The sequence below is a fragment of the Ulvibacterium sp. genome, assembly GCF_965228935.1.
Taxonomy (GTDB): domain Bacteria; phylum Bacteroidota; class Bacteroidia; order Flavobacteriales; family Flavobacteriaceae; genus Ulvibacterium.
Genome location: NZ_OZ245846.1, coordinates 2,397,648 through 2,410,111 on the forward strand (window position 1 = coordinate 2,397,648; position 12,464 = coordinate 2,410,111).

Genomic DNA, 12,464 nt, shown 5'->3' on the forward strand with positions numbered 1-12,464 from the left:
GCCGTCATCGCAACTTAAAGGTTATAGGTATCACAAAGGGAACCTTTACAGGTGTACCCCGTTGTTTACCAGGAGTCATTTTGGGAAGTTTACCAATAATTCTGGCAGCCTCTGTCTCTAGAATTTTGTCCGGCCCTCTCATTTTTAAGTCTCCTATACTACCATCTTTCTGAATAACGAACATGGTATGGACTTTTCCTTCAATTCCCATTTCTTGGGCTAATTTTGGATATTGAAAGACTTTATTTATATGTTTTTGCATCATTTTTTGAAAACAGGCCCTTTTATCGGATGCGTTTTCGCATCCAGGAAAAACAGGAACATCTTCAATTAAAATAAAGGGAACCGAAACATCTTCTTCAACTTCGGCCACTTCAATCTCCTGTACTTGCATCACCGGGGTGTCCTGGGTTGTGTTATCGGACATGATTTCCGTTTCGATGATATCCACTTTGTTGTCGGCTATTTCAATTAACGGGGGAGCCACTGGTGGAGGAGGGGGTGGAGGTGTAAAATGTATTGTTAAGGGAACTTCTTCGATTAGCTCATCTTCTACGTTCATTCCCTCCAAGTCATAGTCGGTTTTATCATAACTCTTCCATTCCAAAGCGATATAGGTCAATAGTAAAATGAGGGTAAGACCGGCTACAAAAAACATTGCCCTGTTTTTGTTCAAATCGATTTTTGGGTTCTTTTTTGGTTTCATCATGTTGCCATTTAAAGTTTCCATAAATCTATTGCCCAAGAATCGCCCTCAAAAGGACTAATGAGTGAAAGCGACCTTTGATTGAGTAAAATGAATCATTGTTTCGAACCTAGAGGGATTTAATCCGAAAAAATGATACCTGATCCATTCCCCTGAGTATATTAAGGTTTTGATTGGAGAGATGGGCTATGACCTTACTATTTTTGAATGGGATGAACAGTTTTGGTCATAGGAAATCGAAATATCGTAAGCCCCAAAAAACAAAAGGAAATCGTAAATATCCTCGAAACATATCCAGATATCCGATTTATCCTGATCGGGATAGTGGAGAACGTGATGCCGATGTTTATATCAATATCGCCCAAAACAATCCGAACCGTTACAGCCACGATTTATCTTCGAAGCATACCCAACAGAAAATGAATGCTAAAGGGTAATGAATTATTCAAAAAACATAGGGATACCACAGGTGTGGCATAAAAATGAGGAGGCTATAATATACGCACGTCGGAAAGGATTGCCGCAATAGGTGATTCTAGAACAATCCGTTGATTTCTGCATCTATTTTATGGATCACTTGCCCCAAGTCCTCTGGCTTATCAACAAAATTAAGCTGGTCCACATTTATGATGAGCATATTTCCTTTCTCATAGCCATGAACCCATGCCTCATATCTTTCATTAAGTCGGCTGAGGTAGTCAATAGAAATGGAGTTCTCATATTCACGCCCCCTTTTATGTATCTGTTCCACCAAATTGGGAATGGAACTACGTAGGTAAATAAGGAGCTCCGGAGGTTGTACCAGACTTTCCATCAACTCGAAAAGACTTTGATAGTTGGTGAAATCGCGATTGGTCATTAAGCCCATTGCGTGAAGGTTGGGCGCAAAAATATAGGCGTCTTCATAAATGGTACGATCTTGGATTACTTTTTTACCACTTTCCCTGATTTTTAGAATTTGCCTGTACCTATGATTCAAAAAATAGATTTGGAGATTGAAGCTCCACCGTTCCATTTGAGTATAAAAATCGTCCAGATATGGATTGTCCACAACATCCTCAAAATGGGCTTCCCATTTATAATGTTTGGCCAATAATTTGGTCAAGGTAGTCTTCCCGGCACCTATGTTTCCTGCTACGGCAATGTGCATTTAAATTGCGATTTCGGTTAGGCTTTTTTAAAAAGTAACGCCTCACAATATACAAAGTATAAAAGGTTTGCAAAAGAAATCGTTGTTGAAATGCCTATTGAAATTGGCCATACTGCTAGTGTCGTAGTTCTGTATAGGTCTTCCTATCCCCAGTTTAATGATCTTTCTGATGTTTTTATACAATTCCATATTAGATTGCTATTTCAACAAAACAATTTTGCTATTTTTGCGGTTTCTAACAAAGAGGAAAGATTTGACTGATTGCAACCTCCAAATCCCAAACTTGTTTTAGGGGTAAAAATGCTAAAACAGAAGTACTTTTTCCGTACCCTATAGCATCTTAAACGTGGTTTACGTTAAATCCTTTCTCGTTTAACCCAATTTATAATGCCATACCTATTTACCTCAGAGTCCGTTAGCGAAGGTCATCCCGATAAGGTTGCAGATCAAATTAGTGATGCATTGTTGGATCATTTTTTGGCTTTTGACCCGGAAAGCAAGGTGGCTTGTGAAACACTGGTCACCACTGGCCAGGTAATTTTGGCGGGAGAAGTAAAAAGTCATACCTATTTGGATATGCAGAATATTGCGCGTGAGGTAATCAACACAATTGGTTATACCAAAGGAGAATACCAGTTCAGTGGGGATTCATGTGGTGTTATTTCCCTTATCCACGAGCAATCGCAAGAAATTAACCAAGGGGTTGATAGAGGAGCGAAGGAAGAGCAGGGTGCTGGAGACCAGGGGATGATGTTCGGCTATGCGACAAAGGAAACCGAAAATTATATGCCCCTCGCCTTGGACATTTCACATAAAATACTCCAGGTACTGGCCAATTTTCGTAGGGAGAACAAAGAAATTACGTATCTACGTCCCGATGCCAAGGCGCAGGTGACCATTGAATATTCGGATGAAAACGTGCCGCAACGGATAGATACTATTGTTGTTTCCACCCAACATGATGCCTTTGATACCGATGACGATAAGATGTTGGCGAAAATAAAGGATGATATCATCCAAATTGTGTTGCCCAAGGTCATTGAACAATTGCCGGAAGAGATACAGTCGCTGTTCGATGGACAAATACAATATCATATCAACCCAACCGGAAAGTTTGTCATCGGCGGACCACATGGGGATACCGGTTTAACGGGGAGAAAAATAATTGTGGATACCTATGGGGGAAAAGGAGCCCACGGGGGAGGTGCATTTAGTGGGAAGGATCCTAGCAAAGTAGATCGAAGTGCCGCCTATGCCGCTAGGCATGCTGCAAAAAATTTGGTCGCTGCCGGTGTGGCCGATGAAATTTTGGTGCAGGTAAGCTATGCCATCGGAGTAGTGGAACCTACTTCAATATTTGTGGATACGTATGGTACCGCAAATGTTGATCTTACGGATGGCGAAATCGCGGAAAAGGTATCCCAATTGTTCGACATGCGTCCTTTTGCCATAGAAGACCGCTTAAAACTAAGGAACCCGATTTATTTGGAGTCTGCAGCTTATGGACATATGGGAAAACAACCCAAAACAGTAACCAAAGTCTTTGAATCGCCTTATAATGGTAGGATAGAAAAGGAGGTGGAGCTCTTTACATGGGAAAAGCTAGATATGATTAAGGAGATAAAATCAGCTTTCAATTTGTAATTTTTATTTAAATATTAGGAAAATCCAAACGTCCCTCCTTATATTTGTGTTTCAAAAGTTCAAACACGTATTGAAAAGTTATCAAGAAAGGTGGAGGGAATAGACCCTTTGAAGCCTTAGCAACCCTTTGTTCCCCGATTGCTATATCCAACAAAGAAGGTGCTAAATTCTACCTGTGCAGAACCCGTTTCGGCATCTTGGCAGATAACTCGAACGATTACTTCCGTAATTTTCTTTCTTCTTAACTCTTTGATTGTATTCGATTGCAAAATTGGCAATGGATTTTCGTGTTGTAATTTGTTCTTATTAATAACTAAAAAATTAGAATCATGAGCGATCAAAAGTTTTCTACCAATGCCTTACATGCCGGACATGACACAACTATCAATGGCGGTACCAGAGCTATTCCCATCTATCAAAGTACGGCCTACGTATTCAACGATACCGACCATGCAGCCAACCTTTTTGGCCTGGCGGAATTCGGGAACATTTATACAAGGATAAATAATCCGACCAACGATATTTTGGAACAGCGACTTGCCGCGTTGGAAGGTGGGGTTGCGGGCTTGGTAACGGCATCGGGTACGGCCGCTCTGGCCAATACCCTTCTGGTCCTATTAAAATCCGGAGATCATATTGTGGCTTCCAACAGCCTATACGGAGGCACCTACAATCTACTAAACGTAACCTTGCCGCGATTGGGCATCACCACTACCTTTGTGGATCCGTATGACCCGACCAATTTTGGAAAGGCTGTTCAAGATAATACAAGGGCCATTTTTGTGGAATCGCTTGGAAATCCAAAACTGGATGTGTTGGATTTAAAGGCGATTTCCTCCGAGGCAAAAAAGGCAAAAATTCCCTTTATCGTTGATAATACCGTGGCAACACCGGCCCTATTAAAACCCATTGAACACGGGGCCAATATCGTAATCCACTCATTGACAAAATACATCAACGGAAATGGAACGGCCTTGGGCGGTGCAATCATCGATGCCGGTACGTTTGATTGGGCCAATGGTAAATTTCCGGAGTTCACGGAACCTTCTCCGGGATATCACGGCTTAATTTATCATGATGCCGTAGGCCCCATTGCATTTATTATTAAGGCTCGGATAGAAGGACTGCGCGACTATGGCGGGGCCCTGAGTCCATTCAATGCCTTTCAAATATTGCAGGGATTGGAAACACTGACTGTGAGGATGGAAAAGCATAGTGAAAATGCCTTGGCCCTGGCCGAATGGTTAGAGGGCAGGAAGGAAGTAAGTTGGGTAAACTATCCAGGGCTTAAGTCGAGCAAATACCATTCCCTGGCGACGGATTACTTGCCCAATGGCCAAAGTGGGATAGTAACATTTGGTGTAAAAGGCGGGTTCGAATCGGCTAAAAAAGTGGTCGATGAGACAAAATTATTCTCTTTGTTGGCCAATATCGGGGACACCAAGTCCCTGGTTATCCATCCGGCAAGTACAACACATCAACAATTGGATGATGCCGCCCAGGAGTCCACCGGTGTAACCAAGGATTTAATACGTTTGTCCGTTGGATTGGAGGATTTGGACGATTTAAAGGCAGATTTGGAACAGGCCTTTGCCACAATTGACGAATCGGTCTTGGCTTAAAATAGAAAAGGATTGTAGCACCTTCATAATGTAGTGGGGGTGCTACAATTTATTATGAAGGAGTTTCCAAAATTCCAAAATAGAGACCCAAACAGTAACTAACTACCAAGGCTTTCATATGCTAAAGCATTTAAAGTTAAATACATTCACTACTCTTAGTGGTGTTTCGCAAGATATCCAATTGTCCTATCAGTTGTTCGGAAAACCACTGCACGATGCACCTGTTGTCCTCGTCAACCATGCATTGACCGGAAATTCCAATGTAACCGGGGATAGCGGTTGGTGGTCGGCCCTTATCGGCGAAGGGAAGTGCATAGATACGCTTAACTATACCATACTTTCATTCAACATTCCGGGGAATGGGTATGATGGATTTGTAATAGACAATTATAAGGATTTCGTGGCCGGAGATGTCGCCCGAATGTTTTTATTGGGGCTGGAACAACTTGAAGTCAAGAAATTGTACGCAATTATCGGTGGCTCTTTAGGTGGTGGTATCGCTTGGGAGATGGCGGCGATCGACCCTGGAATTACCGAACATTTGATTCCAGTGGCTTCCGACTGGAAATCGACCGATTGGCTTATTGCCAATTGTCAAATACAGGAGCAATTTTTGGTAAACTCCAAACAGCCCGTACACGACGCCCGTATGCATGCCATGCTTTGTTATCGTACCCCGGAGTCCTTTAAGGAACGGTTTCAACGGAGCACCAATGAAGAGCTTCAGGTTTTTAACGTGGAAAGCTGGTTGATGCACCATGGTAAGAAATTGCAGGAACGGTTTCAATTATCGGCCTATAAGTTGATGAACCAGTTGTTGAAGACCATAGATATCACCCGTAACGATGACAAGGCCTTCAAGGAACTGGAGAACAGTGAGACCAACATCCATATTATCGGTGTGGATTCCGATTTGTTCTTCACGGCCAAAGAGAATAAGGAAACGTTCAAGCGTTTGGCGCAGGCCAATAGTAATGTTACCTACGGGGAGGTACAGTCATTGCATGGTCATGATGCCTTTTTAATAGAGTTTGAGCAAATGCAAAAATTGCTCAACGGAATCTTTAGCAAGAACGGAAAATCAAAAAAAATCAAAATCCTCAAGTTTGGAGGCAAGTCCCTCAGTAATGGTGAAGGTTTGGGACGTGTGCTGGAGATTATCTCGTCCAAGGTAAAGGCCGGTGAAAATATTGCCGTTGTACTTTCTGCAAGGGAAAAAGCTACCGACCAGCTTGAGACCATTCTGGAGAAAGCGGCTGGTAATACCGATTATCAGGAAGATTTCGAAGCATTTGAAAAATACCAAAAACATACGTTTGCCAACGTAAATCTGTCCTCGGAATTTAAGGAATTGGCCAAGTTGTTCGAAGGAGTTTCGCTTCTAGGGGATTATAGTGCCAAAATCAAGGACGAGGTATTGGCCTATGGGGAATTGATCTCGGCCAAATTGATAACCAAGCTACTTATTGGCAAGGGCGTGGCAGCGCAGTTACTGGATTCCAGAACCCTAATAAAGACAGATGATACCTTTGGGGATGCCAAACTTTTGGAAGACGTCTCCAGGGAAAACGTGCTTCTTCGGTTTTCGGAATTGAATAGGGAAAATGTACCGGTTATTACGGGATTCATTGCTTCAACGGTTGATGGGCAGACTACTACTTTGGGCAGGAACGGAAGCAATTATACGGCAGCTTTGCTGGCCAATTTTTTGGATGCTGAGGAACTTCAGAACTATACACATGTTGATGGGATTTTTACCGCTAACCCCGACTTGGTTCCGGAAGCCAGACGAATTGCCAACCTTTCCTATTCCGAGGCCAATGAACTGGCCAATTTTGGAGCTACCATTTTGCACGCCAAGACCATCATTCCGTTGATTGAAAAAAATATTCCGTTACGTATCGTCAATACCTATAATCACGACAATGAAGGCACATTGATCAGTGCCAAATCCAGCAAGGAAGGTATTAAGTCGCTTTCGGTGATAGAAGATGTTTCACTGATCAATTTGGAAGGCAGGGGCCTTTTAGGGAAAATAGGAATAGATGCCCGAATCTTTAGAACCTTGGAACAACATAATGTCAATGTAAGTATTATTTCCCAGGGGTCTTCTGAGAGAGGAATTGGTCTGGTGGTTAAAAGTAATAAGGCACAAAGGGCAAAAAGAGCCCTGGACGAGGAATTTAAAAGTGATTACAGGTCAAAGGATATCAATACAATAACCGTGGTCGATGACGTTTCCGTGGTCTCTATCGTGGGTCAGGATCTGAGTACATTCCACAAGCCGTACAACGCACTGATCAAAAATCAAATTGTCCCAATTCTGTTCAACAACACTATTTCCGGAAAGAATGTAAGTCTGGTTGTGAAAAAATCGGATTTGAACAAGGCGTTGAATGTAATGCACGGTCAAGTTTTTGGCATCAGCAAAAAAGTTAATCTGGCCATTTTTGGTCATGGTAATGTCGGGGGAACTTTGATCGATCAAATTCTAAAGTCCGCCAAGAACATTGAAAAACGAAAAGGTATCGACTTAAATGTCTTTGCCGTAGCCAACTCCCGAAAGATTCTTTTAAACAAGGATGGGGTGCCAAAAAGTTGGAAAACTGCCATGCAGGGAAAGGGTGAGAAATACGAGTTGTCCGATGTTTTTGAATTCGCCAAAAGAAATCATTTGGAAAACTTGATAGCCGTTGACAATACCGCAAGTGAGGATTTTGTAGCGAATTATTTCGATTTTGTGGATAATGGGTTCGATTTGGTTTCATCCAATAAAATAGCGAATACCCTGGGATTCGATTATTATCAATTGTTGCGTGAGGAACTGGCCAAGAACCAAAAGCAGTATTTATACGAGACCAATGTAGGCGCCGGTCTACCACTCATCGATACCATAAAGTTGTTGCACCTTTCCGGAGAGAACATCACTCGAATAAAAGGTGTCTTTTCCGGCTCCTTGAGTTATATTTTCAATACATTTTCAGATGTGGACGCTCCCTTTTCGAACATCCTTAAGGATGCCATCCGCAAGGGGTTCACTGAACCGGATCCACGAGAGGACCTTTCGGGAAACGATGTCGGAAGAAAACTCCTGATTTTGGCTAGGGAACTGGAATTAAGCAATGAATTCTCGGATATAAAGATTCAAAATTTAATTCCGGAAATATTACAAAAAGGAACCGTTGACGAGTTCCTCAAGCATTTGGATGTGCTAGACGACAAATTCAATGAAATAAAGAAAAATCAGAAAAAAGGCTACGTACTCCGTTATGTAGGGGATCTACATGGGGATTTACAAAAAGAAAAAGGCATTTTGGATGTAAAACTGATCTCCGTTTCCAAGGAGAGCGCCCTAGGCCAGGTTAAGGGTTCCGATTCCATAATTGAAATCTATACGGAGTCCTATGGCAAACATCCACTGGTAATTCAAGGTGCCGGAGCAGGTGCCGCGGTTACCGCAAGAGGGGTTTTTGGTGATATTTTACGAATTGCCGAGAAAGGATAGGCCCGCAGTGAACAAACGAACGATAGTCGTTAAAATGATGAAGAAAAAATTTGAGACCAATGCTATTCGCACACAAGTTGAACGTTCACAATTTTTGGAACATTCCAATCCCATATATTTGACCTCAAGCTTTGTTTTTGAAGATGCCGAAGATATGAGGGCTTCCTTTGCGGAGGAAAAGGACAGGAACATTTATTCTAGATATTCCAATCCCAATTCCTCGGAGTTGATAGACAAAGTCTGTCAAATGGAGGGTGCCGAAGGTGGTTTTGCCTTTGCCTCCGGAATGGCAGCCGTCTTTTCTACTTTTGCCGCCTTATTGGATAGTGGAGATCATATTCTTTCGGCCCGGAGTATTTTTGGATCTACGCACTCCCTCTTCACCAATTTTTTTCCAAGATGGAATATTTACCATAGTTATTTCAAGTTTGATGCGCTGGATCAAATCGAAAAATTGATTACCCCTAAGACCAAATTGATTTATGCCGAATCACCGACCAACCCGGGAGTGGACATCTTGGATTTAGAAGCTTTGGGCGCCATTGCAAAAAAACACAACCTCATTTTTGTTGTGGACAACTGTTTTGCCACCCCTTATTTACAATGTCCTATTCAATTTGGGGCCGATCTGGTCATTCATTCGGGTACCAAGCTTATGGATGGCCAAGGAAGGGTAATGGCCGGGATAACGGTCGGAAAAAAAGAGCTTGTGAATAAGATTTATCAATTCTCAAGAATAACCGGTCCGGCCCTTTCCCCGTTCAATGCGTGGGTTTTGTCTAAAAGTTTGGAAACCTTAGCCGTAAGGGTAGATCGCCATTGTTCCAACGCATTGCAACTGGCAGAATTTTTGGAGGGGCACGAAAAAGTGAATTGGGTGAAGTACCCCTTTCTAAAATCGCACCCCAACCATGAACTGGCAAAAAAGCAAATGAAGGCAGGGGGCTGTGTAGTCGCCTTTGAGGTCAAGGGAGGTTTAAGGGCAGGGCAAAGGTTTTTCGATGCCATCGAATTACTTTCCCTATCGGCAAATCTGGGAGATTCTAGGAGTATAGTTACCCATCCCGCATCTACTACCCATAGTAAGCTCTCTAGTGAAGAACGATTGGAAACCGGAATTACGGATGGTATGGTACGGATATCCGTTGGATTGGAGCATATAGACGATATCATTTCCGATATTGGTCGGGCACTGGGCTAATCAGGTACTTATCGTTTTCTCTCCTGGGCTTGACTCATCAGGTTTTGGGAATCCCGAAATGTTAAATTTCCCTATCTTCGTGCTATGCTCTCCAAAAAAACAAAATACGGATTAAAAGCGTTGGCCTATTTGGCATCCCAGCAGGACAATAGTCCAGTTCAGATTGCCGAAATAGCGAAACAGGAGAATATTTCGCAAAAGTTTTTGGAAAGTATTTTGCTTACTTTACGAAAGACGGGATTTCTTGGATCTAAAAAAGGCAAGGGAGGAGGCTATTATTTGATTAAAAAACCTTCAGAAATTTTGATGACCGATGTAATGCGTATTCTAGAGGGGCCCATTGCAATGGTTCCCTGTGTAAGCCTTAATTTTTATGAAAAATGTTCCGATTGCCCAGATGAGAATGCTTGCTCCGTAAATAAGCTGATGTTGCAGGTAAGGGATGCCAATCTGGAAGTATATCGTAATAATACCCTGGCGGATATTCTGGTTTAAAAAGGAGGACCACTTATCTTTTTGTTTTAAATTCTTAAAACTTTCATGATTTGATTCGAATATTTTCAAAATATGGGATAAATCACAAATAATCTACTAAATCGATAGGGTAAAAGTAATATTTAGCAACTTTTAACGTCTTAGTTAAAGAAATAATATTATTTTTGAATTCCTATTAATTCACTAGACTAATTCGAAAATTGTTTTTTTCATGATTGCAGACCAATTGATTTTAGATAAAAAGTCCACTAAAGCCAACTATAGGGAGGACAGAAAATCGGATAAACCGATTCGAAGTATTGCCAAAGCCATAAGTTGGCGTATCATTGGTACTTTGGATACTCTTTTAGTTTCATATCTTTTAACAGGAAAGGTTGTTTTGGCAGCATCCATTGCTTCCATCGATTTTGTGACCAAAATGGTTTTGTATTTTTTTCATGAAAGGATTTGGAACCGAATCGGTTGGGGAAAGTAATTTTCAAGATTTATGGCTTTTACGCAACAACAAATTAAAAATCTCAATGTGCAATTTAAGGGCATTCCGCCAGAGGAAATCATTTCCTGGGCCATCAAGAATGCGGAAAAGCCCGTAGTAACCACTAATTTCCGCCCTTATGAAGTTGCCATCCTTAATGCGGTTACCGAGGTGAAGGATAGTATCCCCGTTATTTGGTGCGACACAGGGTACAACACGCCGGATACCTATAGGCATGCGGAAGAATTGATTCAAAGGCTTGGCCTTAACATTGATTTGTACGTTCCAAAACAAACATCCGCATATCGAGATTTCATTATGGGGATTCCTGAGATTGATGATCCAAAACACTGGGAATTCACGGAGCAAGTAAAATTGGAGCCGTTCCGTAGGGCTATGGAAACGCATAAACCAGATGTGTGGTTTACCAATTTAAGAAAGGGCCAAACAACACTTAGGGATAGTTTGGACATTCTAAGTTTGAGCAAAGATGGGGTCTTGAAGGTCAGTCCCTTTTATTATTGGAGCGACACCCAACTGGATGCCTATTTGGATGAAAGGGATTTACCCAATGAACATAAATATTTTGATCCGACCAAGGTTTTGGAAAACCGGGAATGTGGATTGCATACCTAAAAATATACAAATGCCACCTCTTAATACACTAGGAGGTCTCTAAAAAAACTAATTTGGAAACAGTACTGGAAAAAATACAATCGACAGGAACATTTGAGACTGGGGATATACCCAATGCAAATGCCCTGGAACACGAGGCCATATATATTATTCGGGAAGTGGCCGCTCAATTTGAACGCCCTGTACTGTTATTTTCAGGTGGGAAGGACTCCATAACCTTGGTGCGTTTGGCACAGAAAGCTTTCTGGCCTGCAAAGATTCCTTTTCCGTTGATGCACATAGACACAGGACATAATTTTCCCGAAACTATTGAATTTCGCGATAGATTGGTCAAGGAATTAGGAGTGGAATTGATTGTTCGTAATGTGCAGGACTCCATCGATCAAGGTAAAGTGGTTGAGGAGACCGGTAAGTACGCCAGTCGCAATATTTTACAGACCACTACACTTTTGGATGCAATTGAGGAATTTAAGTTCGATGCCTGTATTGGGGGTGCCCGAAGGGATGAGGAAAAGGCTCGTGCCAAGGAACGTATTTTTTCCGTTCGTGACGATTTTGGCCAATGGGATGAAAAAAACCAACGTCCTGAATTGTTCGACATGCTGAATGGTGAGATTGAAATGGGGCAAAACGTTCGGGTATTTCCTATAAGCAACTGGACCGAACTGGATGTTTGGAGCTATATCCAAAAGGAGAACATCGAAATTCCATCCATTTATTTTGCACATAAGCGCAATACTTTTCTAAGGGACGGGCTTATTTGGTCTGCCGAGGATGACGTGGTCTTTCGTGCCGAGGACGAAACGGTAGAAGAACGTATGGTTCGTTTCAGGACCGTTGGTGACATGAGTTGTACGGCAGCAGTGGAATCCTATGCGGACACCATAGATAAAGTGGTATCGGAAATACGGGATTCCAAGATTTCCGAAAGAGGGGCTCGGATAGACGATAAGAGGTCCGAAGCGGCCATGGAAAAAAGGAAACAACAGGGATATTTTTAAAATTGTCGTTAGTTCATTGTGTTTATGAA

General features: G+C 42.0%; 11 protein-coding genes and 1 riboswitch. Of the genes, 9 read left to right on the forward strand and 2 right to left on the reverse strand.

Going from position 1 to position 12,464, the window contains the following annotated elements; genetic code table 11:
- Positions 1 to 4: 4 nt before the first annotated feature.
- Positions 5 to 706 (reverse strand): energy transducer TonB, encoded by a 702-nt coding sequence (locus ACO06Y_RS09915; protein ID WP_422084163.1) that lies wholly within the window; start codon positions 704 to 706, stop codon positions 5 to 7.
- A gap of 188 nt (positions 707 to 894) precedes the next feature.
- Here ACO06Y_RS09915 and ACO06Y_RS09920 point away from each other — a divergent pair, with 188 nt between their 5' ends.
- Positions 895 to 1,143 carry a hypothetical protein gene (locus ACO06Y_RS09920; RefSeq protein WP_422083674.1) on the forward strand — a complete coding sequence of 83 codons (249 nt, stop codon included), beginning with the start codon at positions 895 to 897 and terminating at the stop codon, positions 1,141 to 1,143.
- Positions 1,144 to 1,241: 98 nt separating this feature from the next.
- Here ACO06Y_RS09920 and ACO06Y_RS09925 read toward each other — a convergent pair whose 3' ends face one another.
- Positions 1,242 to 1,856: a deoxynucleoside kinase gene (locus tag ACO06Y_RS09925; protein WP_422083675.1), complete on the reverse strand. Its 615-nt coding sequence runs from the start codon at positions 1,854 to 1,856 to the stop codon at positions 1,242 to 1,244.
- Positions 1,857 to 2,243: 387 nt separating this feature from the next.
- Between ACO06Y_RS09925 and metK the strand changes: the two genes are divergently transcribed.
- The 8 genes from metK (at position 2,244) to cysD (ending at position 12,435) form a co-directional block, all read left to right on the forward strand.
- Positions 2,244 to 3,500, forward strand: a complete 1,257-nt coding sequence (metK, locus tag ACO06Y_RS09930; RefSeq protein ID WP_422083676.1) for a methionine adenosyltransferase — start codon at positions 2,244 to 2,246, stop codon at positions 3,498 to 3,500.
- A gap of 75 nt (positions 3,501 to 3,575) precedes the next feature.
- Positions 3,576 to 3,711, forward strand: a riboswitch (SAM riboswitch).
- Positions 3,712 to 3,829: 118 nt separating this feature from the next.
- The gene (locus tag ACO06Y_RS09935; protein WP_422083677.1) at positions 3,830 to 5,122 is read left to right on the forward strand and encodes an O-acetylhomoserine aminocarboxypropyltransferase/cysteine synthase family protein; all 1,293 of its coding nucleotides are present in this window, start codon (positions 3,830 to 3,832) and stop codon (positions 5,120 to 5,122) included.
- A gap of 118 nt (positions 5,123 to 5,240) precedes the next feature.
- Complete coding sequence (thrA, locus tag ACO06Y_RS09940; protein ID WP_422083678.1) at positions 5,241 to 8,627, forward strand: bifunctional aspartate kinase/homoserine dehydrogenase I; 3,387 nt, start codon at positions 5,241 to 5,243, stop codon at positions 8,625 to 8,627.
- A gap of 34 nt (positions 8,628 to 8,661) precedes the next feature.
- On the forward strand, positions 8,662 to 9,828 hold the full coding sequence (locus tag ACO06Y_RS09945) for a trans-sulfuration enzyme family protein (protein WP_422083679.1): 1,167 nt from the start codon (positions 8,662 to 8,664) through the stop codon (positions 9,826 to 9,828).
- Positions 9,829 to 9,912: 84 nt separating this feature from the next.
- A complete protein-coding gene (locus ACO06Y_RS09950; protein WP_282162591.1) occupies positions 9,913 to 10,323 on the forward strand; it encodes an RrF2 family transcriptional regulator in 411 nt (136 codons plus the stop codon).
- Positions 10,324 to 10,534: 211 nt separating this feature from the next.
- Positions 10,535 to 10,798 carry a DUF2061 domain-containing protein gene (locus ACO06Y_RS09955; protein ID WP_422083680.1) on the forward strand — a complete coding sequence of 88 codons (264 nt, stop codon included), beginning with the start codon at positions 10,535 to 10,537 and terminating at the stop codon, positions 10,796 to 10,798.
- 12 nt (positions 10,799 to 10,810) lie between these two features.
- Complete coding sequence (locus ACO06Y_RS09960; RefSeq protein ID WP_422083681.1) at positions 10,811 to 11,434, forward strand: phosphoadenosine phosphosulfate reductase family protein; 624 nt, start codon at positions 10,811 to 10,813, stop codon at positions 11,432 to 11,434.
- Between the two features lie 107 nt (positions 11,435 to 11,541).
- Positions 11,542 to 12,435, forward strand: coding sequence for a sulfate adenylyltransferase subunit CysD (gene cysD / locus ACO06Y_RS09965; protein ID WP_422084164.1), 894 nt, complete (start codon positions 11,542 to 11,544; stop codon positions 12,433 to 12,435).
- The last annotated feature ends 29 nt before the right edge of the window (positions 12,436 to 12,464 follow it).

Bases quoted from the DNA above. Each gene is read 5' to 3' on its own strand.
- metK (WP_422083676.1), top strand. From the start codon at position 2,244: ATGCCATACCTATTTACCTCAGAGTCCGTTAGCGAAGGTCATCCCGAT.
- ACO06Y_RS09955 (WP_422083680.1), top strand. From the start codon at position 10,535: ATGATTGCAGACCAATTGATTTTAGATAAAAAGTCCACTAAAGCCAAC.
- ACO06Y_RS09945 (WP_422083679.1), top strand. From the start codon at position 8,662: ATGATGAAGAAAAAATTTGAGACCAATGCTATTCGCACACAAGTTGAA.
- ACO06Y_RS09950 (WP_282162591.1), top strand. From the start codon at position 9,913: ATGCTCTCCAAAAAAACAAAATACGGATTAAAAGCGTTGGCCTATTTG.
- ACO06Y_RS09960 (WP_422083681.1), top strand. From the start codon at position 10,811: ATGGCTTTTACGCAACAACAAATTAAAAATCTCAATGTGCAATTTAAG.
- ACO06Y_RS09935 (WP_422083677.1), top strand. From the start codon at position 3,830: ATGAGCGATCAAAAGTTTTCTACCAATGCCTTACATGCCGGACATGAC.
- ACO06Y_RS09920 (WP_422083674.1), top strand. From the start codon at position 895: ATGACCTTACTATTTTTGAATGGGATGAACAGTTTTGGTCATAGGAAA.
- ACO06Y_RS09915 (WP_422084163.1), bottom strand. From the start codon at position 706: ATGAAACCAAAAAAGAACCCAAAAATCGATTTGAACAAAAACAGGGCA.
- ACO06Y_RS09925 (WP_422083675.1), bottom strand. From the start codon at position 1,856: ATGCACATTGCCGTAGCAGGAAACATAGGTGCCGGGAAGACTACCTTG.
- thrA (WP_422083678.1), top strand. From the start codon at position 5,241: ATGCTAAAGCATTTAAAGTTAAATACATTCACTACTCTTAGTGGTGTT.